The 20,408-nt window shown below is 66.0% G+C and carries 19 protein-coding genes and 2 pseudogenes; 16 read left to right on the top strand and 5 right to left on the bottom strand.

Annotation, left to right across the window (positions count from 1 at the left end; all coding sequences use genetic code 11):
• Positions 1-220 precede the first annotated feature (220 nt).
• Genes ACWDKQ_RS03945 through ACWDKQ_RS03920 form a run of 6 tightly spaced genes read left to right on the top strand, consistent with a single transcriptional unit; the run spans position 221 to position 5,962 of the window.
• Positions 221-1,255: a hypothetical protein gene (locus ACWDKQ_RS03945; protein ID WP_450137245.1), complete on the top strand. Its 1,035-nt coding sequence runs from the start codon at positions 221-223 to the stop codon at positions 1,253-1,255.
• Positions 1,245-2,156, top strand: coding sequence for a sugar phosphate isomerase/epimerase family protein (locus ACWDKQ_RS03940; protein WP_450137244.1), 912 nt, complete (start codon positions 1,245-1,247; stop codon positions 2,154-2,156). The genes ACWDKQ_RS03945 and ACWDKQ_RS03940 overlap by 11 nt, the downstream gene beginning before the upstream one ends.
• Complete coding sequence (locus tag ACWDKQ_RS03935) at positions 2,156-3,460, top strand: M20/M25/M40 family metallo-hydrolase (protein ID WP_450137243.1); 1,305 nt, start codon at positions 2,156-2,158, stop codon at positions 3,458-3,460. The genes ACWDKQ_RS03940 and ACWDKQ_RS03935 overlap by 1 nt, the downstream gene beginning before the upstream one ends.
• Positions 3,457-4,584: an Ldh family oxidoreductase gene (locus ACWDKQ_RS03930; protein ID WP_450137242.1), complete on the top strand. Its 1,128-nt coding sequence runs from the start codon at positions 3,457-3,459 to the stop codon at positions 4,582-4,584. The genes ACWDKQ_RS03935 and ACWDKQ_RS03930 overlap by 4 nt, the downstream gene beginning before the upstream one ends.
• Complete coding sequence (locus tag ACWDKQ_RS03925; RefSeq protein ID WP_450137241.1) at positions 4,581-5,531, top strand: Gfo/Idh/MocA family protein; 951 nt, start codon at positions 4,581-4,583, stop codon at positions 5,529-5,531. The genes ACWDKQ_RS03930 and ACWDKQ_RS03925 overlap by 4 nt, the downstream gene beginning before the upstream one ends.
• On the top strand, positions 5,528-5,962 hold the full coding sequence (locus ACWDKQ_RS03920; protein ID WP_450137240.1) for a DUF6917 domain-containing protein: 435 nt from the start codon (positions 5,528-5,530) through the stop codon (positions 5,960-5,962). Before ACWDKQ_RS03925 ends, ACWDKQ_RS03920 begins: the two co-directional genes overlap by 4 nt.
• Before the next feature lie 116 nt (positions 5,963-6,078).
• Here ACWDKQ_RS03920 and ACWDKQ_RS03915 read toward each other — a convergent pair.
• The 3 genes and pseudogenes from ACWDKQ_RS03915 to ACWDKQ_RS03905 form a co-directional block, all read right to left on the bottom strand.
• Positions 6,079-6,423 (bottom strand): annotated as a pseudogene (locus ACWDKQ_RS03915) (zinc ribbon domain-containing protein); the annotation flags it as partial.
• An 18-nt stretch (positions 6,424-6,441) separates the two neighbouring features.
• Positions 6,442-7,701: a nucleotide sugar dehydrogenase gene (locus ACWDKQ_RS03910; RefSeq protein ID WP_450137239.1), complete on the bottom strand. Its 1,260-nt coding sequence runs from the start codon at positions 7,699-7,701 to the stop codon at positions 6,442-6,444.
• Positions 7,702-7,760: 59 nt separating this feature from the next.
• Entirely contained in the window at positions 7,761-9,035 is a 1,275-nt protein-coding gene (locus tag ACWDKQ_RS03905; RefSeq protein WP_450137238.1) for a hypothetical protein, read from the bottom strand.
• A gap of 421 nt (positions 9,036-9,456) precedes the next feature.
• Between ACWDKQ_RS03905 and ACWDKQ_RS03900 the strand changes: the two genes are divergently transcribed.
• The 10 genes and pseudogenes from ACWDKQ_RS03900 to ACWDKQ_RS03855 form a co-directional block, all read left to right on the top strand.
• Positions 9,457-10,233: a bestrophin-like domain gene (locus tag ACWDKQ_RS03900; protein ID WP_450137237.1), complete on the top strand. Its 777-nt coding sequence runs from the start codon at positions 9,457-9,459 to the stop codon at positions 10,231-10,233.
• Between the two features lie 273 nt (positions 10,234-10,506).
• Positions 10,507-11,028 carry a winged helix-turn-helix domain-containing protein gene (locus ACWDKQ_RS03895; RefSeq protein ID WP_450137236.1) on the top strand — a complete coding sequence of 174 codons (522 nt, stop codon included), beginning with the start codon at positions 10,507-10,509 and terminating at the stop codon, positions 11,026-11,028.
• 169 nt (positions 11,029-11,197) lie between these two features.
• Positions 11,198-13,471 (top strand): polyprenyl synthetase family protein, encoded by a 2,274-nt coding sequence (locus ACWDKQ_RS03890; RefSeq protein WP_450137235.1) that lies wholly within the window; start codon positions 11,198-11,200, stop codon positions 13,469-13,471.
• A 15-nt stretch (positions 13,472-13,486) separates the two neighbouring features.
• Entirely contained in the window at positions 13,487-14,092 is a 606-nt protein-coding gene (locus ACWDKQ_RS03885) for an ABC transporter ATP-binding protein (RefSeq protein ID WP_450137234.1), read from the top strand.
• Positions 14,093-14,887 carry an ABC transporter permease gene (locus ACWDKQ_RS03880; RefSeq protein WP_450137233.1) on the top strand — a complete coding sequence of 265 codons (795 nt, stop codon included), beginning with the start codon at positions 14,093-14,095 and terminating at the stop codon, positions 14,885-14,887. It abuts the gene before it with no gap.
• Positions 14,888-15,323: 436 nt separating this feature from the next.
• Positions 15,324-15,479: a hypothetical protein gene (locus ACWDKQ_RS03875; protein ID WP_450137232.1), complete on the top strand. Its 156-nt coding sequence runs from the start codon at positions 15,324-15,326 to the stop codon at positions 15,477-15,479.
• A 675-nt stretch (positions 15,480-16,154) separates the two neighbouring features.
• Complete coding sequence (locus ACWDKQ_RS03870) at positions 16,155-16,682, top strand: cupin domain-containing protein (protein WP_450137231.1); 528 nt, start codon at positions 16,155-16,157, stop codon at positions 16,680-16,682.
• 4 nt (positions 16,683-16,686) lie between these two features.
• The gene (locus ACWDKQ_RS03865) at positions 16,687-17,868 is read left to right on the top strand and encodes an aminotransferase-like domain-containing protein (RefSeq protein ID WP_450137230.1); all 1,182 of its coding nucleotides are present in this window, start codon (positions 16,687-16,689) and stop codon (positions 17,866-17,868) included.
• On the top strand, positions 17,865-18,272 hold the full coding sequence (locus ACWDKQ_RS03860; protein WP_450137229.1) for a hypothetical protein: 408 nt from the start codon (positions 17,865-17,867) through the stop codon (positions 18,270-18,272). Before ACWDKQ_RS03865 ends, ACWDKQ_RS03860 begins: the two co-directional genes overlap by 4 nt.
• Before the next feature lie 140 nt (positions 18,273-18,412).
• Positions 18,413-18,807, top strand: a pseudogene (locus ACWDKQ_RS03855) (response regulator transcription factor); the annotation flags it as partial.
• Between the two features lie 338 nt (positions 18,808-19,145).
• On the opposite strand, the gene ACWDKQ_RS03850 reads toward ACWDKQ_RS03855, so the two are convergent.
• Together ACWDKQ_RS03850 and ACWDKQ_RS03845 are read right to left on the bottom strand one after the other, a co-directional pair.
• Entirely contained in the window at positions 19,146-19,322 is a 177-nt protein-coding gene (locus ACWDKQ_RS03850) for a hypothetical protein (protein ID WP_450137228.1), read from the bottom strand.
• Positions 19,323-19,534: 212 nt separating this feature from the next.
• Positions 19,535-20,125: a hypothetical protein gene (locus tag ACWDKQ_RS03845; RefSeq protein WP_450137227.1), complete on the bottom strand. Its 591-nt coding sequence runs from the start codon at positions 20,123-20,125 to the stop codon at positions 19,535-19,537.
• Positions 20,126-20,408: the final 283 nt, after the last annotated feature.

Here is a 20,408-nt window from a genome sequence, read left to right as displayed (position 1 = left end):
AGCCGAACCGAAAGCCGTCAGCCACCTCGCTAGAATTTTTCACTCTTTCCGGTGAGAGACCAACCTTCATGTTTCGTTGCCACTTCCGTTGGACCTCTGAGGACAGTAACTTCGCTCCGACCGGACTTCCGCCGAGCCGAGTTGGTCCAACCGATCGGCGTGGAACTGCTGATCCGGCCCCTTCCACCCGAGAATCAACCCGTAAGGGCTACGGAGTACCATGCTGCAACCATTCGTGGTCGGCCTTGGCCGGGCAGGCGCCGGCCTGCATTTACCGGTCCTGGCAAAAGCGCGAGCCGCCGCGAGCGAACTCTTCCGACCCGGCCCCGTCGTCGCCTGCGACCCCGACCCGAACAAGCGCCCGGCCACTCCCGGCGTGACCACCGTCGACTCCGCACGCGCGGCCGCGCAACGACTGGACCCGGATGGCACTGTGGTACACCTCTGCACGCCACCGCAGAATCGGGCCGAAACGCTCGCCGTCCTCGCCGAACTCGGCTTCCAGCGGTTCATCATCGAAAAACCGCTCGCCACCGGTGTCGATGAGCTCGGTGAGATCAGCGCACTGCGCGGTCGGCATGGGCTCGACCCGGCGGTGGTGACGCATTGGCTGGACTCCGAGCTCACCCGCCGGCTCCTGTCATTGATCCGGCAGCAACCGCTCGGGGAGCTCCGATCAATCGCGGTGGCACAGCACAAACCCCGGTTCACCCGCTCCACCGGGGTTGATGGGCACCCGACGGCTTTCGACGTCGAGATACCGCATTCCCTCGGCGTAGTGCTGCACCTGGCCGGGCCAGCGACGGTCCGCCACGCGAAGTGGACCGACATGCACGGCCCGAGCGCCGTGCTCCCCCGGATGGGCAGCGCACAGCTGGTCCTGCAGCACCACAACGGCGTCGTCACCGAGATCTTCTCCGATCTGACCGCACCGGTGAAGCAACGCCAGATCACCTTGGAATTCGACCGCGGCCAGGCGATCGGCCACTACCCCATCAGCGACAGCGACGACCACGCACAGCTGGTGATCCGCGGCGAATCCCCGAGCCGGGAGGTCTTCTGCGATGACGCACTGACCAGCTTCATGGTGCGCGCCTACCGCCATTTCCAAGCAGCCGCGCGCGGCGACCACGGGACGTTCGACCTGCACTGCGACGTCGTCGGTCTACTTACGGCAGCGAAGCGGCACTGCCTGGCCGCCGAGCAGGTCCTCCCGTCCACGCCGAAGGGCAGGATTGGCCACGATGCGCGCTGAACAACCTCCCGCGCCGAACCTGCTCGCCGGTATCGGAGACGAAGCGGCCACCGCGCTGGCCGACCAGATCACGGCCGTCAAACGTCTCGGCTGGTCGGCGATCGAACTGCGCACAGCAGACGGGATCGCGCTGGCGGATCTGGACGCGCAGCAGTTCTCCAGCGTGCTGCGCGCCGTCCGCGCCGCGGACCTCGACGTGGTGTGCCTCGCCTCCCGAATCGGCAACTGGTCCCGGAGCATCACCTCGCCGTTCGCCGACGACATCCATGAACTCGACGTCCTGGCGCAACGTTGCCACCAACTGGGCACCCGGTTGATCCGCATCATGTCCTACCCCAACAACGGCCTTCCCCACACCGAGTGGCGCGATCGCGCGCTCGCGCGCGTTACCCGGCTGGCCGAACGCGCCGCAGAGCACGGCGTCACGCTGGTGCACGAGAACTGCGCGGGATGGGCAGGCAGCAACGCCGACCGGATGCTGGAGCTCGTCCAGGAGGCCGGTGGTGCCTCGCTGCGGTTGCTCTTCGACACGGGCAACGGCGTCGAGTACGGCTACGACACCCACGACGTACTCCGCCGAATCCTGCCGCACGTCGCACACGTGCACATCAAGGACGCGATCGGCGAGCCCGGCGACGCCGCATACGTCCTACCCGGCGAAGGGCAGTGCCGCGTCGCCGAAAGCCTGCGACTGCTGATCGCGTCCGGCTACCCGGGAGCCTTGTCGATCGAACCGCACCTGCTCAACCGACCGCATGAAGGCATCCAGGCGGCCGGTTCCGGCGCGGAGCCGTTCGTGCAGGCCGGCCAACGCCTGGAAACGCTGCTGAACGAGGCGAGAACGCCCGCCGCGCTCGACGAGCCGGATCGGTCCGCCAAGACCGGGCACGGCACGTCCTGATGCGGCGCGAGATCTTCAGCTGCGACGATCGGGACCTACTCCTGCACCTGCTGGCGACCCCAACCGTCGGGCCGTTGGAAGCGTCCGCAACCGACCCACCGCCGCAGCTGTGGGAAGCGCAGCGCAGCTACGCCCGGGCCGCTGCCGCCCTCGGATTCCAGACGTTGCGCCACGAAAGCCCGGCGCCTGAGGTCTTGGCTCGTGCCGACGTGCCGCGCACCGTGCGCGACGCCGCAGCAGACCCGCAGTTCCTCGCGCAACAACCGAGCCTCGTGCTCCGCCTCGGCCCCGAGCTCCCGCGCGAGGCCACCGTGCTGTTCAACGTCCACCTGGACACGGTCGCCGGCGTCGAACCGGTGGCCTTCCGCGACGGCTGCTTCACCGGACGCGGCGCCATCGATGCGAAAGGCCCGGCGGTGGCCCTGCTCGCGGGCATCCGCGATGCCACCCGGAACAACCCCGCACTCGGGCGCGACGTCGGAGTCCTCGTGCAGGCGGTGTCGGGCGAAGAAGGCGGCGCGATGGGCACCTTCGGGACCCGCCCGCTCGTGGAGTCCGGTTTTTTTGGCCGCCTCAACCTCTTCTGCGAACCAACCGGCCTGCAGTACCTGCCCCGTGCGACGGCCTCGATGACGGCCTGCGTGCAGGTGGACGGCCACGGCGCCATCGACGACCGGCCCGACGCCGGGCACAACGCCACCGTGCTCCTCGGTTTCCTCGCGCAGCACATCGCCCGTGAACTCGATCCGCGGCACCGCCCTGGCCGGCTCTGCGTCGCCGGAATCCACACCGGTGACTTGCACAACCGGGTCTACGGCAGCGGAAAACTGCTGATCAACCTCTCCTACTCGACCGTTTCCGAGGGTGCTGCGGCGGAGGCCGAACTGCTCGCAGTGGTCAATAGCGGAGTCGAGCAGTTCACCGCGACCTTCACCGGCACCCGAGAATTCGCCCGCACCGCGGCCGACGCCTCGTCCATCACCCGCGTGGACTGGCTCAAGCGCGGCTTGCCCTGCCTGAGCAACTCCGCGGCGTGGGCCGAAGAGCTCCTCACCAACGCTGGTGCGGCTCGCTGGCCGGAGAGCACCCCGGCCTTCACCTGCGACGCGATCTGGATGGACGGCGTTCCCGACACCTACACCGCGGTGCTGGGGCCCGGAACCCTCGACGGGAACAACGCGCACGCCGAAGGGGAATACGCCGAACTGGACGAACTCCGGAGATACGCATCCATCGTGTCCTCGCTGCTCAACGGCTTCGCCGATCAGCACCGCCGCCAGTTCCAGAAAGGGAAGATTCGATGACGCTGCAACAGCGAACGCGGGCTGCCTCGGGCACCGTCCGGGTACGCTACGAAGACCTGCACGCCTGGGTCAGCGAACTGTTCACCGAACGCGGGATACCGCCGCACCGCGCACGCACTGCCGCCTCCGCGCTGTGCCACGGCGACCTGACGGGATTCGACTCGCACGGCGTGTTCAACCTGTCCCGCCTCTACCTGCCGCTGTTGGACTCCGGCCGCGTCGACCCGGCCGCGGAGCCGGAGACCGTCACAGACACCGGTGCGTGCGCCGTCGTCGACTCGCGGCGCGCACTCGGCCTGTGGTCGGCCGCCGAAGCGATGGACACCGCCGTCGAACGCGCCGGAATACACGGGATCGGTCTGGTGTCCGTCCGCGACGCGACGCACTTCGGTTGCGCGGGCTATCACGCGACACGTGCCGCCGAGCAGGGCATGGTTGGTATCGTCGCGAGCAACTGCGGAGGCCAACGCATTGCCCGGCCTCCGCTCGGCGCCCTGACGATGCTCGGGACCAATCCGCTCGCCGTCGCGGCCCCAGCATTGACGGACCACCCATTCGTGCTGGACATGAGCACCACAGTGGTTCCCACCGGCAAGGTGCGCATCGCCGCGAGCCGCGGCGAGACCATCCCGCCAGGTTGGCTCACCGACGACGCCGGGAACCCGGTCACCGATCCCACCGTCTTCGACCGCGGCACGGCACACCTGGGTTGGCTTGGTGGTTCCCCGGAAACCGGCGCCTACAAGGGTTACGGCCTGGGACTCGCCGTCGAGTTGCTCGCCGCGTTGCTACCCGGCGCCGATTTCGGCCCCGCGCCGGCGGCCCTGCAGGGCGACGGCGGCCCGCACGGACGCGACGACGGAATCGGGTTCTTCCTCCTGGCGATCGCGCCGGATCTTCTTCGCCCAAATGGCGACTTCGGCGCCGACGCGCACACGATGTTCACCACCCTGGCCGACTGCCCACCGGCAGCCCCGGGCAACCTGGTCCGGTATCCCGGCTGGTGGGAGGCCGAACGAGCCCTCGAACGCCACCGCTGCGGAGTCCCCATCCCCGCACACGTCCACCGCGATCTGCTCGAACTCGGGCTGCCTTGCACCGAACCGGCGGGTGAGCACCAGTGACCCCTACCGCCGGGAACGCGCGAGCGGTGGCCGTCGTCGGCCTGGGCACGATCTCGAAGTACTACCTGGACGCGATCAACCACGATCCCGGTTGGACGTTGGCGGCGGTGTGCGACATCCGTTCCGCCGCGCTGGCACCTCACCGATCCGATACGCCGTGCTTCCGCGACCACCGCACGATGTTCCAGGAGATCACCCTGGACGCCGTGGTGGTCACCGCGCCCAACGACGTCCACGCAGCGGTGTGCCGGGACGCCCTGCGCGCTGGTCTCCCGGTCTGCGTGGAAAAGCCGTTGGCGGTGTCGCTTGAGGACGGCCGCGAGCTTGCGGCGCTGGCCGACGCCACTGGAACACCGCTGTTCACCGCCTTCCACCGCCGGTACAACGAGAACGTGTTGCGCCTGGCGGACCAGGTCCGCAGCGGCGGCGCCATCGAGAAGCTAACCGTCCGGTACAACGAACTCATCGAAGACCACATAGGTGCCGACAACTGGTACCTGGACCCGCTGCGGTGCGGCGGCGGATGCGTCGCCGACAACGGGCCCAACGCCTTCGACCTGGTTCGCATGTTCGTCGGCGATGTCACGGTCACGGCCGCGAGCGTGCGACGCGACCAACGCGGAACGGACCGCCAAGCGGTGATCGAACTGCGCTCGGCCACCGGCATCCCGGCCACCGTCGAACTCGACTGGTCGTATGCCGGGGAGAGCAAAGACGTCGATGTCCTGCTCTCGGGCGGAACGCGGTTCCAGGCGGACATGCTGGCCGGTCACCCTGGCTTCAAATCCTCGCTGTGGCACGAATACGCCGGAATCCTCGGCGACTTCGCCGCGACCATCTCCGGTGCCCCGCGAGAGGACGGCGGCCTACCAGCACTCGACCTCGTCGCACAGAGCTATCGAATCGGACGACCCGGCGTCCTGGCGCCGGAAGGGCAGGCAAGGTGAATTTCGAAGAGGACGGCGCGAAACGAGCCGTCAGCGGCACACTGGTGAAAGTGCTACTGCACCGCCGGGAACAACGGGGCATGTCCCTCGAACCGCACGCGAGCCGCTGTGTCCGGCGAGGCGAGATCCACGAGCTGGTGACCACCGACCAGGACGACACCTCGCCCGGCGCCCGCATCGACCGCGTCGGCTTCCTGGGGTTCGCCGAGATCGGGTGCGCCGGTGTGATCGACCGCGGCGACGAGTTATGGATCGGGGCAACGCTGCTCGGGACCGTGCTGGGCTTCGACGCTTGCCACTTTCCGAACCACTACAACATCCTGATCCAAGCCGAGACACCGGTGACCGGTGCGGACCTGCGGCTCGAGCCGGAAATGCCGGTCACGTTCGCCCCCGCGCTGCTACCCGCGAAGTCAACTTCTCGGCTCTGAAGGCCGAGCTTGCGGCTAGCTGAGGCTGCCGCATCGTGATCAGCTATGCGCCGACCGGACGCGTGACTCACGCCCCGCGTTCCACACAGATTGCCCCGCTGGGCGATGTTGCGGGAAACGTTCCGGTCGGCGTGCTGAGCGTGGCCGCACGACCGGCAAGTGAAAGACCCCTGCGACACACGGTTCTTCTTGTCCGTGTACCCGCACTCGGCGCACCTCTGTGATGTGTACGCGGGATCGACGTAGACCACCGGCACCCCAGCCACGGTGGCCTTGTAGACGATAAACTGCCCAAGCTGGTCGAACGACCAGGAACGCAGCGTGACCCGCTCAGGGCTACGCCAGTCGTACCCGGTCGCGGATCCCCTTGAATTTCTCCAGACAACGCCGGTGCCACCCCCATGGGATGAGCGCCGGCCGTTTCGTCCGTTGATCTCGCCGACGATGGTCAGGAGTTGCAATACTTCATGAACGGGCCGTCACAGCAGGGTCACGTTCGCGCCCGTGCTCCGTCCCCGGGTGTCCAGCAGCACACACTTGGAGGCAGCGAGTTCTACCGGGTCATAGCAGGCGTGGTCCTGCATCAGGATCGCGATGTCCGCGGTCCGCAGCGCATCGGCCAGCTGATCCACTTTGACCAGTGCCGTCCCGTCCACCGCGAACGACTGCACGTTGGGATCGTGGAAGCGGACATCCGCGCCTCGGGCCAGCAGGCCGCGCGCAACCGGGAACGCCGGCGACTCGCGCGTATCGGCCACATCCCGTTTGTAGGTCACGCCCAGCAACACCACCCGCGCACCGGAAACTGGCTGCCCCTGCTCCTCGATGAGCTTCACCACCCGAGTCACCACGTACTCCGGTATGCGCTGGTTCACCTCTCGCGCGGCGGCGAGCACGTTGAACGAAAATCCCACGCTGTTCGCCTTGCTTTGGAGGTACAGCGGGTCGACCGGGATGCAATGGCCCCCAACCCCCGGTCCGGGCTGGAACGGTGCGAAACCGAACGGTTTCGTCGCAGCGCAATGCAGGACATCCCAGACGTCAATGCCCATCTGGTCGCAGAACAGCGCGACCTCGTTCACCAACGCGATGTTCACGTAGCGGTAGGTGTTCTCCAGCACCTTGGCCATCTCCGCCTCCCGCGTGCCGCGGGACACCACGAGGGTATCGACGAATCGGCCGTAGAACGCGACACCGTACTTGGCGCAAAGCGGAGTAACACCGCTGATGATCTTCGGCGTGTTTTTTACACCGAACGCCGCGTTGCCCGGGTCGATTCGCTCCGGCGAGTAGGCCAGGTGGAAATCGGGACCGGCGCGCAGTCCGCTTCCCCGCTCCAGGATCGGGAGCACCACCTCCTCGGTGGTGCCCGGATATGAGGTGGATTCCAGCACCACGAGGGTGCCGGGGCGCAGGTGCCCGGAAACCGTTCGGGCCGCCGTCCGCACCGCCGTCAGGTCCGGCTCACCGGTCTCCGACAACCCCGTGGGCACGCAGAGCACGATGGTGTCGGCGTCGCCGAGCACCGAAGGGTCGGTGGTCGCGGTGAATCCGTTCGCTGCCATGCCCGCGATCACGTCGTTGGAGACGTCCCGGACGTGCGACCGACCCGCGTGGATCTCCGCGACCACTTCGCTGCTGATGTCCAGGCCGATGACTGCTAAGCCGGCTTCACATGCCCGGGCTGCCAGCGGCAACCCGACGTAGCCGAGCCCAACGACGACCAGTTCTGCGGACATGCGTGACTCCTAGCTACTCGTCGTGTTCAACAGGCCGAACCGCGAACTCCCGCGCAAAGTCACTTGCCGGCACGGGACGCCGAGGACAGCGCACCGACGCTGACCATCATCACGAGCACACCGAGGATCGCGATGAAACCCGCCGCCTTGGCAGGAGATTCCCGCAGGACGCTGGGCTCGGTTTCCGCGTAGCGCGGTGTGGGAGACTCATCGAGTGGCGAAGCAGGCGCGGCGAGAGGCGGCGTGACGGGCACCACCGCATGCGTGGTGGCTCGCACCAGCTGTGCGGGCTCTGCCACCACACCCCCGATCAACGGTCTCCCGACAACCGTGAGGTCAACCGACTCCCCGAGGCTCGCCCGGCAACGGTAGGAAAAAATCTGCCCCGGCTCCAGGCGTTCGACCTCGCGCCGGCAAGAAGCCGGCCGCCCGGTCACCACGACGTCAACCAACGGCACCGATGAAGATTTGTTGTGCACCGTGACCGGAACCTCGGCCGCATCCGCGCCCGGGATACGCTCCATCTTCCCGATGTCCAGCGACACCGCCGCTTGCGGCGGGGGACGCAGCTGAACCCGCTTGATCGCCTCCGCATGAACCGGCCAGCCCCCAAGGCTCCAGCCGCGCACTTCTGCGGCCACCTGGCCGTGCACGGGCGTTTTACCCGGGCAGGAAACCACGTGCTGCTTTCCGGGATCGAGCCGGCCGATCTGGATGCGGCACGGCCCGGAATCGAGATCGGCCACCACGCCGACCAATGGCATATCACCAGTGTTGGTGATCACGGCGGTCTGGCTCAGCCGGTCGCCGGGGCTACCTTCCGCTGGAGTCGCCGCGGTGCGGATATCGATGGCAGGTATTCCGGTGGTCCACACGACGTGCAGCGTCCAGCCGACGCCGCAGGAAGCCCCGAGCCCCTGCCACGAGCCGTGGAAAGCGATCGTGCTCCCATCGGCATCGAGCATGCCTGGCAGACGTTCGGTCACGTTCGCGTGTGCGATGTGGCCATCCGGACCCCCGGTGATGCGTTCGGCCACGACCTGCTCCGAACCGATCGGAAGCGTGGGCACAACCCGCTCCAGCTCTCCGAGGCCGGGAAGCAGACAGGTCTTCGGATTGCCGGTCCACTGGAGTTGCGCATCGACAATCCGCTTTCCACGCGGGATTTTCAGCTTGGCCACCGACGGAGCACCGGGAGACGAGACCCCTGCGATCGTCGTGGACCCGGCGCCGGGGTCATCCTCGACCCGAGTGGCCCCGGGGAAGTATGCGGAGCAGAGCAGCGGCTCCAGCAACACCAGCGCGAACAAGAGCAACCAGGACGGCCGTGACACACGTCGTTTCCGCACAGCATCTCACCGCCCTTCGTGCGTTTGCTGGGGAGCAAGTTCCACACCTGCTGGCCGAATCCAACCCTGCGAGGACATCCGCTTGGGTTTTCACATCAAACCGGCTGGAACCTAGCAGGGACAAAGTCGGTTGCATGCATAGCCTTTTCCGACTGTCCACAGCGGACTCCGGGACCACATGTCCAGGCATTACCCGGGACCCACGATGCCCAGAAGCGCTCGCGCAGGCATGCTATCCGTTCCCAACGACCGTCCAAGATCACCCTATAGTGTGAAGTTTCCGGCGCTAGCCTCAAGACAGGTTTCACGTCAATCCGCAGCAGGTAATGTTTTTCGAAGGTCGAGTGGTTCCGCTCCGCATCCGCTCCCATTCTTGTCCTGTCAAGCAACCGAGAACGGAAGTTTCGTGCTTATCCTCACCCTGCTGGCTTTGGTGCTGTTGCCCCTGTGCGTCGTCGGGTTCACCGTGCTCAACGCGCGCCGCAAGGCCGCAGCCTCCGGTGAGGCGGACTCGGATTCGCAATCGTTCGTCGGCGGTGTACTCAACGCTTTGTTCACCGTTGTACTGGCGTTCTACATCGTGTTCGCCTGGCAGAACGGTGACGACATCAGCAAGGCGTCAGACCAAGAGGCGAACGCGCTCATCGACACCCACTGGCAGGTCAGCAGGGCGCCCGAGCCACACGCAACCACCATCCAGTCCCTGACCGCCCAGTACGCGGCGCGGGTCGCCGACCACGAGTGGTCCGCACTGGACCGGGGCGAGACCGATCCCGAGACCGACCGGTTGCTGAACTCGCTACGCTCCGAGGTGCTCGCGCTCCCTGCGGACACCGAGACGCTCAAGAGCGCGCGGGAACAGTCGATGCAGAACGTCCGGCAAATCGACGAAGGGCATCGCCAGCGGGTCGAGGTGGCCACCGATGACCAGAACTTCAACATCATGCTGCTAATGGCCAGCATCCTCGGAGGCGTGCTGATGATCGCATTCCCGCTGATCGTCGGGCTCAGCATGCGGCAGGCCAACGTCGCGACGATGGTACTGCTGACATTGACCATCGGCTTCACCATCTTCATCTCGATCGAGCTGCTGCACCCGCTGCACGGACCGTTCGGCGTCGCCCCCGACGCCTTCAAAACGGCACTGGACGCGTTCGCCACTCACACAAGTGCAGGGGCCTGACGCACCCGTCAGGTTCGTGGACCGTGCTCATCCGCCGCACGTGCTTCGCGGTGAACTCGGTGGCGATCTAATGACGCCTTGCGGTCGGCATGCTCAACGTCCGCGCCGTTGGCCTGAGACAAGGCCGTGACCTCGGCAGATTTCTGTTTTTCCTCACCCATTTCCAGATAGCTGATCTGCGCTTGGCCGCACTACGAAAGGAAACCCGCGACCGTGAGTGGCTCGGCTGTCTGACTGGTCCTATTCGACGGATGTTCACCGAACCATCCCCGCGTGCGCGGGGCCGATCGCCTTCGCGCAGACGCTGGGGTGGTGTGGACCCGCAAGGCGGTGGCCGAGTTGATCCGGGTGCGCCACGGCGTCGTGTTGAGTTTGCGCACCGTCGGCAACTATCGGCTTTCCTGGGGTTTGTCGCCGCAGAAACCGATCCGCAGGGCCTACGAGCAGGACCCCGAGGCCGTGCGCCGATGGCCGGAGGAGGACTATCCGGCCATCGCCGCCCGCACCCGCCGCGAGGGCGCGGTGATCTTGTGGCTGGATGAGACCGGGATCCGGGGCCTGCTCAGGCGGTGGTCGTGGTCCATCCGGTTGCCGTGCGGGCGATCCCGAGCACGCCGAGGCGCGCGAGGTCGACCCCGGCGGCCAGCAGTGAAAAGTCAGCGGCTGTTTCAGCAGCCCTCGGGCGCGGGCCCGGCGCCGCTTCGAGCTGTTTTCCTTTACCACGACGCCCAGCCGGTGCGTGGTGAGGACCAAGAGCGCGTCGCCGGGAACGTTCGTGATGTGGTCGCCGAATAGCACGGCGTCGCGTTCCGGCTCCACGGAGAGGACTCACCTCCTGATCGAGGGGGCGTCCTTTATCTCACGACCACGAAGAGTGTTCATCGGGTTACCCGATTGATCTGGAATCATCGACCTGTGATACATAATGCGCTCGCGCAGTAACTGTGAGTGGGAGGTTTGGTAGATGGTGCGGTATCTGCCGGGAGACACGATCGACCCCGTGGTGGATGATTTGCCGCACCTGGATTGCGGCATGGAGTGGTGGTACTTCCACACCCACCTCACAACGGAGAATGGTGACGACGTCGGCCTGGTCCTTGTGTTCACCCGCCACCTGGCGACGCGCGCTGAAGGGGAGCCGCTGCGCGCGCATTTCGCCATGATCGGAAGCACCGATCACACGGCTGGACGGCACACGAGTGCGGTGTGGGTTGATCGAGGCTGGATCGACACCGTGCGCACCACGATCACGAATGACGCGGTCATGGATGCCGGTGTGCGGCGGGCGCTTGTGGAACTTTTCGACGACGACACCCCGGTCGCTCCCGACCTGCTCATGGGCGGCGAGGTGACGATCGCCGAGCAGGAGCTCGACTTGCGTTATGGCGAAGTCGCGACCTTGCGCAAGCTGGCGGACGGCTCGTATCACGTCACGTTTGACGACGAAACGCAGTCGTGCGATCTGGTTTTCACGCCCGTGAAGCCGCCCATCATCCAGCACGATGATGTGTTTCAGGTCAGGTTTCAGGGACCGGAGTCGCAGGCGTTCTCCTACTTCGCCCCACGCATGGCGGTGCAAGGTCGCATCGGGAACGCCACAGCGTCCGGCAGCGGCTGGTACGAGCACACCTTCGGCGCGGAGTACCTGCGGCCGGACGGGGACCAGCGCTACCCGGACGGTTCTTGGAACTGGACCGGAATCCAACTGGACAACGGATGGGAGATCAGCGCGGCGACGATCGACCACATCGACGTCGACTCCCGCCAAAGCGTGTTCACCCAGCGGTTCGCCACCGCGTACTCGCCGGACTGCGAGCGGGTGTCCTGCGATCTCGAGCTAGTCGGTGACCGGCCGTGGACATCACTGTCCTCGTTGAACACCTATCCCACGCGATGGGCCTTGTCCGCGCCCGCGCTGGAACTAGACGTCGTCGTCGAAGCCGAGCTCCCGCAGCAGGAAATCCTCACGATGGTCACCCACGGCTCCTATCTGGAGGCTTGCGCGAACGTGCGCGGCACCATGCGGGGCGAACCGGTGTCAGGCCGCGCGTTCATCGAAGTGATGCCCGCGAACAGGGTCGCGCGGATCGAGGAGTTTCTCGGGCGGCTTAGGGACGTCACGCGCGACGAGGTGCGCAAGCTGTACCCGGATTCCCCGAGCGAAGCGCTCACCGCGGCACTCGCCGCGCGGGAGGCGTCCGGCGCACCCCACACGGTCGTGTACGACGCCATGGTCCGGCCCCTGCGCTACCTCTCGGACACATCCGGCCGGGGATGGCGGTCGTTCATCACCTGCGCCGCGCTCGAACTGTTCGGTGTGCGGGCCGAGCAGTACCGGCAGCTGCTCGCCGTGACCGAGCTGATCCACTCGGGATACCTCATGGTCGATGACGTGGAAGACGACTCGCCGATGCGGCGGGGCGAGCCGACTGCGCATTTGGTGTTCGGCGCGGCGACAGCCATCAACGCGGGTACCGCTTCCTACTTCGTGCTTGACCGCGTCATCGCCGAGATCTTGCCGGACGAGCGGCGCCGCTTACGCGCCTACGAGACCTACCTACGGGCAATGCGGGGCTCGCACGTCGGGCAGGGCATCGACATCACTGGACACCACGACGCCATGAACCTCGCGGTCGCGACCGGTGATCCGACCTCGTTGCTAGCTGGTCTGCGCTGGGCGCAGCGGCTCAAGACCGGTGCCTACTCCCGTACGCTCGCCGAGATCGGCGCACTGGCCGCCGGGGCCAGCGACGAGCAAATTACCGCCATGGGCAACTACTTCGAGGCTGTCGGGCTGGCGTATCAGATCACCGACGACGTGATGGACCTCGACGGTGTCACCAACCGCCTGCCGTCCGGCGAGGTCCGCGCTACCAAGCACATCGGCGAGGACCTGCGCGCGGGCAAGGTGACGATGCCGCTGGCGCAGGCGGTGGGACGGTTGCCGCAAGACCGGATGGCCGCGATCTGGACGGCCGTGCGTGAGGGTAACGCCGACGACGCGAACGTGAGAGAGGCCGCTGCCGCACTGGTGGAGTGCGGCGCGGTGCAGGCCTGTTACGACGACGCCAAGGCGCAGGTCGACGCGGCGTGGGCCCCGCTGGACCCGTTGCTGCCCAAGAGTTTCGCCAAGGCCATGGTGCGCGCCCTCGGCTTCTACGCCTCGCTTCGCGAACACGAGCCTGCAACGGGCGACCACCAGGCCGCCGCGGGCAAATACGTCTATAGTGGACAGTGAACGATGGTCCTTCGCGTGAACGAGCTGCACCACCGCTACGGCAAGCGTCAGGTCTTGCGGGGCGTCACCTTCGAGGTTTTGCCCGGCAGCCTCGTCGGGGTTGTCGGCGAGAACGGAGCGGGCAAGACGACGTTGCTGCGCATCCTGTGCGGCGAGCTGACCCCCACCAACGGAACGGCCTCGGTGAGCGGACGGCTCGGCTACTGTCCTCAGCATGTGGTGCTCAACGACGCGTTCACCGTCGCCCAGCACCTCGCCTTCTTCCAGGTGGCGTACGGACTTCCCGACCTCAGCTACGCCCGCGAGTTGATTGACGTACTACAGTTCGCGGATTTTCTCGATGAGCGCGTCGGTGTGCTCAGCGGCGGCACGCGGCAGAAGCTGAACCTGACCATCGCCCTCATGCACGACCCGGACGTGCTACTGCTGGACGAGCCCTACCAGGGCTTCGACTGGGAGACCTACCTGCGGTTCTGGGAACTTGCCCAGCGGTTGCGCGACCGCGGACGTTCGGTGCTGGTGATCTCCCACCTCGCTTACGACGCCGACCGCCTCGACACGCTGCACCGCCTTGCGGCCGGTGTCCTGCGCGAAGGCACTACTTCCCACGGAGGCCGGTAGATGTGGTGGACGCGCTTCGGTACTGCCACCCGGATGGCGTTGCTCGAACACCTCCGCAATCGCCTCGCCATGTGGCTGGTGACGCTCTACGTGCCGATCTGGCTGACCCTGGCCTACACGATAATCGCGAACATGCCCGTCCGGTTCTACCTGCGCGCCACGGACCAAACCGTACTTGCGCAGGGCAACGAGCTGACCCAGATCTCGGGCGCGCTCAACGCCGTCACCCAGATCGTCGGCTTCATGATGTTCACCGTCACGTTCAAATCCAGTGCGTTCGACCGACGGCTTGCGATGGCGGGATACCCGCGCGGCCACCTGCTCGCTGCCAAGGTGGTCGCCCTCATGCTGGTCTCGACCGTGCTCTCTTGCTACGCCACCGCGATCGCGTGGTGCTTCTGGCATCCCCAGCAGCCGTTGCTGCTCGCGGTGAGTGTGTTCACCGACGCGCTGACCTACGGCGCGCTCGGCGTGATGCTGGGCGCGTTGCTGCGTGGCGAACTCGAGGGCATGTTCCTCATAGTCATGATCAGCATCATTGACATTTCGCTGCAGAACCCGATCCCTAACCCCGCCGCGGACAGCGACTTCCTCCGCGTCTTACCGTCCTACGGAGCGATGCAAGCCGCGACCACCGCTGGATTTTCCACAGTTACCCCCGTCGCGCACCTGCTGCTGCAGCTGTCCTGGTGCGCCCTGCTCACCGGCATGGGACTGCTGGCGTTCCTGCGACGCACCCGCGACCAGAACCGTGGTGGCCGCGTGTCCACGACAGCAGGGATTCCCGCTACATAGTCGGCCTTGCCGTCGTCTCGAGCATCCCGGTTTCGGCCACCAATCGCCCCCGAAGCCGACACTGCCAATGCGGATACGCCTTGCCTGCGTCATGGAAAAGCCCCGAATTCAGCACGTAGGCCCGGTACAGGCAGCGGTGGGTGCTGGCGATCCACTCCACCTTCGCCCGCTGGTTTTCGGTGTGGTCTTCGCGGTTTAGATCCAGCCTCCGGCACAAACAGCGTGACGCTCGATGAGCTGCCGCCTCCCGGGCACGGCAGCCTCACCCGCTACGACCAGGGGTGCCGATGCGCCCACTGCCGCCACGCCCTCGCTACCTATCGAGCCCGGCGCCGCGCCCACGGCAAAGGCCACCCACGCCGCGCTCGCCACCGCGACACCGACGGACACCTGAACCGCCCCGGGTCTGCTGGAGCCTCCTCTAACCAGTGACCATGTGGATCACGGCCCGGCGGATGAGTTACCCGGTGAGGTGCGGGAACGTGCCGTTGCGTTGGTGTGTGAGCAGGTGGGGCAGTATTCGTCGCAGCTGGGGGCGATCTGCTTGGTGGCCGCGAAGCTGAACATCTCCAGCGAGACGGTGCGTAAGTAGGTGCGTCAGACTGAGTTGGCCGCGGGGCTCGGGCGGGGTACCTCACGTGAGGAGTCTGCCGAGCTGAAGCGGCTTCGCCGGGAAGTCACTGAATTGCGTCGAGCCCTGCATGGCCAGCTCGGCGTTCTCTTTGCGCAACCGGTTCAGTTCGTCGCGTTCGCTCTCGCTGAGCGCCCGTCGCCCTCACTGGCCCGTCGCCCTCACTGGCCCGTCGCCCTCACTGGCCCGCCGGCCCGGGTTCGCCTACCGGCCCGGCTTGCCCCTTCTGATGCCCAGCTCCCGGGCGACCCGCACGAACGTTCCAGACCGCGCCTTCCCGAAACCTCGATCAAAATGCCGCCGTTTCACCGCCGTCACTCCTCGTCGGCGATGCCTCTACGGTACGTAGGGAAGCCCACCGCCCTGACTGCCGCGCAGCACGTAACTGCCTGATCGTGCCGCGTGGTCCGCCCGTGGCTGAGGATGCTGACCAGGATGTGTCGCGAACGGCTACGGTACGCTCGCAACTCGAGTACGACCATCACAGCTCGTGACCGAGGAGACGCTGATTCTCCCGATCGATCCAACTAAAATGGTTCCTTCGGGCAGGCATCGAACGAATATGTCACTTTTGGTCGTAATCTCTGTCAGTCCACCGAGGACGGCACAAACGTACGTGAACGTAGGTGGCTGATCATGCCTTCACTCGACCTCACATCGACGGTCTCCGTCGTGTCACCGCAGATGGTCCCGCCCGTCGTCGGGCCACAAGGCCAGAAGCTCTACTCTTGCGTGACTGCGGCCAACTCCGCCGCCACTGGTATCTCGGCCGGCATGGTCGTGATGCCGCCGGGCGGGATATCACGCCCGCACCTGCACGCGCACAGCGAGATCATCGTCTGTTGCGTGGTCGGGGCCGCGGTCACGCTGGTCGGTCCCGAGCTAAAGCCAGTACCCCACGCTGCTGGTGAGTTCATCCACATACCCGCGGGCATCGTCCATGTCGCAGTGAACCTGAGTTCGGCCGCTACACTCGTCGCCATCGAAATGCGCACCGACCCGATGTTCAACGAGGACGTGGTGGTGCTGCCGGAGCTGACCGAGGCCGCGGCTGCGGCCGCAAACCTCGCACGTCGTGACTTCGCGTCGAGTTCTGAGTCCGCGTTCTTGCGCGTACCGATCCCGCGGGGAGACGCACCGGTCGCCGATGCCGTCGCGAGGTGACGGGATGGATATCGCGTCCCGACTGTCCATCCCGGCCAAATCGAGCCGGCCGGGCGCCATCGACCAGCTGTTCGACCTGGCCCGTGCGCAACCGGATATCGTCTCGCTCGCCGCGGGCGCACCGGACACCTCGCTATTGCCGGTCGAGTTGATCGGCGAGCTCACCGCGTCCGCGGTGGACCGATTCGGCCGCGAGGTCCTCCAATATGGGGCAACCCAGGGCTTCCTGCCACTGTGTGAAGCGCTCGTGCCCCGTCTCCGCGACCGTGGTGTCCGCTGTGGATCAGAGGATGTCCATGTGTCCACCGGAGGTTCCGGTGCGCTCAACAACGTGTGCCTCGCCCTGCTGGATCCCGGCGATGTCGTCGCGGTGGAACGGCCGACGTACGCACCGGCCGTCAAGGTGTTTCGGGCCTACCAGGCCACGATTCTCGATGTCGCTTGCGATGCCGACGGCATGCTGCCGGACGCTCTGGACGAGACGCTACGGGCCCGGCCGGTGAAGTTCGTCTATCTGATGCCGACCTTCCAGAACCCGACGGGCCGATCGATGCCGCCAGAGCGCCGCGCAGCGATCGCGAGTGTGGCCCGGCACGCGGATGTCCTGCTGGTCGAGGACGATGTTTACAGCGAACTGCGTTACGCTGGCACGCCCGTCGCCGCGCTGACCGCGTTCGCGCCGGAACGGTCGGTCTACCTCACGTCCTGTTCGAAGCTGTTCGCACCGGCCATGCGGGTCGGTGTCGCGGTCATGCCGAAGGAACTGCTCGCGCGAGTGCTCATGCTGAAGCAGGGGATCGACATGCAGACCTCGACCTACACCCAGGCCCTTGTCACCGAGTTCCTGACGGGCGGCCACGCCGAAGCGTACCTGGTCCGGCTCCACGATGCCTACGCCGCAAGACTTCGCGCGCTAGACAGCGCACTCACCACCTACCTGCCCCCCGGCTTCTCCTGGCAGCGCCCCGACGGCGGGATGTTCCTGTGGTTGACCGGGCCGGCCTCACTCGACACGGAGGCAATCTTGCCGACCGCTATTGCCGGCGGTGTGGCCTACGTGCCAGGCAGCGCATTCCACGTCTCCCCGGGCGAGGGCAGGGAAACGATGCGGTTGAGCTTCGCCGGTGTCAAGGAAGAATCCATCGAGGAGGGCGTGCGCCGGCTGGCCGCGGTGGTGACGACGTGACCGACCGTCCAGTCACCGGTGTGTGGCTCTTGGTGGCTCCGGACGCACCGTTCCGCCACCACGTCTTCACCTTCCATGGCAACGGCACGATGGCCCAGTCCAACCCGGACGGCGGCAATCGGAATGCCAGCGACAGTGCTGGCATGGGCCTGTGGCAGCAGGATGGTGACGTCGTACGTGGCCGGTTCGTCGAGGTGCATGCCCACCGGGAGTCCGGCGCGCCCACCGGCGCTACGGTGGTCGAGTTCGAACTGATCATAGACGGCGATGCATGCCATGGCTCGGCACGTTCTTGGTCGTCCGGCGTGGACGGACCCCCACCCGGAACCGTCCTCACCGGATACCGAATGACGCTCGACGAACCGCCCAGCGCATTCCTGTCGCGGGCCGGCTTCGACGCCTAACCCTTCAGCTGGTGCGCCCAGTGATCAGGAGACGATCGGGGAGTCGCGGCACGACCTGGTTAGCATCAGAGGCGCTCTCCAAGATCATGGCCCAAATCCTGTGCCCGGGCGTGTGTGACTCGGCCTGGCAGATCAGCTTGGACTACGACGTCGTCGTACTCGACCGGGGAATCCCCTTGGTGCACGGCGACGAAGTACGCCGCTCGCTCGTCGCGGAGCGTCGCGAGACACGGATCTTGCTGATCACCGCCGCGTCCGCGGTCGCCGACCACGTCGCTGGACTCGAACTCGGTCCGGATGACTATCTCCCCAAACCGTCCGCCTTCACCGAACTCGTCGCTAGAGTGCGCTCACTGGGACGACAGAGCAGGCCGGGTGTACCGCCGCTACTGCAACGCGCGGGCATCGCCTTGGACCCCGCACGGCACCGGGTCCCGCGTCACGATCGCCCGATTTCCTTGACCAAAAAGAATTCGTTGTCCGCGAAGAATCGCTTCGCACGGATGGTGCGGTCGTTTCGGCCGAGGAACCGCTGACCTCACTCGCGACACGTGTCTGCGTGGACCACGTCATCCGCGACGCAATGCGTTCGTGGAAGACCGATGAACATCCCGGCAGGTGATCAACGGACTTGGCTCACCGGTTGCGGTGGCTCGGTGACCGCGGTGTTGCCGCGCTGCTCCCGGCATCCGCTGTACTCTCATGCAACTCCCGCAACGCAGATTAAGCCACGCATCGAGATCGACGTCAGCAGGCCCCGCGTCCTGTTCGCCCTGCCCAGACCCAGTCCACTCCCCATCTCAGTCCCGCACCATTGCATCCTTCTGCCCACTTCCCCCACGACCGCAATGCGATCCGACCCAGCCTCCTGCATCAGCTTAAGCTTCTTACTTCCCCGGTCGCCGCCAGAACATCGGCTTTCTCGGTTTCCTTGCCCTTCTGCGGATCCCACCACACGACCACACCGTGCCCAGCAAGGTCTTTGTTGCCGGTATGCACCGCATTGATCACATGCCCACTACCGTCGGCTCGCCGGTAAATCATCGGCACAGCACCACCCACCGGCCGCCGCGCACATCCCGCTCAGCCCCGGCCACACCTCCACCTGCCAAGCCTGCCGGCCGAGCGCCACCTACAACTGAGTTGGGTCCCGATCATCACCCGGGGCCGCCACGAACTGCCGACCAAACTTCACAGAATTATGGAACGCCACACACGCCTCCAGGCAATTCACCCGAGAACGCTCATCGTAAGAAAAATAACTACCCTGATTCACCCCCCTGCACAAACCGATACCCAGACCCCACTGCACCCGGCCACACGCCATCGGGCCCCACCGCAACTTCCGGAAACGGCTCACCAAGAGATGCCCCGTCAGGCCCTTCGACGCCAAACAACCCAACGGAACCGTTCCAGCCGTGGTAGTCGGGGAGGAAGCCGGCGAAATCATCCGCTCCGGCGACCTGCCTGGTGTCGTCCTGTGGCCTGACCGGAGGCGGCGCGCTGGGGGGGGCATTGTGCGCCCGGTCCAGCGTGCCGTGCAGGTCGTGTGCGGCGGGGAAGAAATCGTGCCCGGCCTGTCCTGACTCAGCAAAACTCGCCCAATCCACCGGCAAGAAATCCAGATCGCCAGCAACATCCGTCTCGCCAACACCGTCAAATCCCTCCCAGGAGAATGGATCGTCCACATGCTCAAAATCAGCAGACCAGTGATCCAAAACCTTAAGATTACGCCACGCAGCCCACCAAACCCCATTCTTAACCCCGAACCCCTTTCCCTTCACCCAGTCCAGTCCGGCCTCAGCCGTCTTGGCCCCTCCCTCCTTTTGAGCCCGCACAACCCACTCATACAACCGCTCCTTACCTATCCCAGGCCGCCGAACCCGCTTCGCCTTCCCAGTCGCGGCAAGCCACGCCTTACCCCAAACGGTTTTCCCAACCTCGAGCCCCTGTTCACTCGCCCATTTCAGTCCTGCCGCAGCCGTATCCGCCCCTCCCTCCTTTTGAGCCCGCACAACCCACTCCTTCACCCGCTCCTTACCTACCGGAGGCCGCCGAACCCGCTTCACCGTCCCCGCCTCAGCATCCTGTTGATCAGAGGCCGCCACACCACCATCAGCCGCCCCCTGGTGGGCG

The organism is Saccharopolyspora sp. NPDC000995 (assembly GCF_053599315.1).
This window is presented reverse-complemented; position numbering and strand designations above follow the sequence as displayed.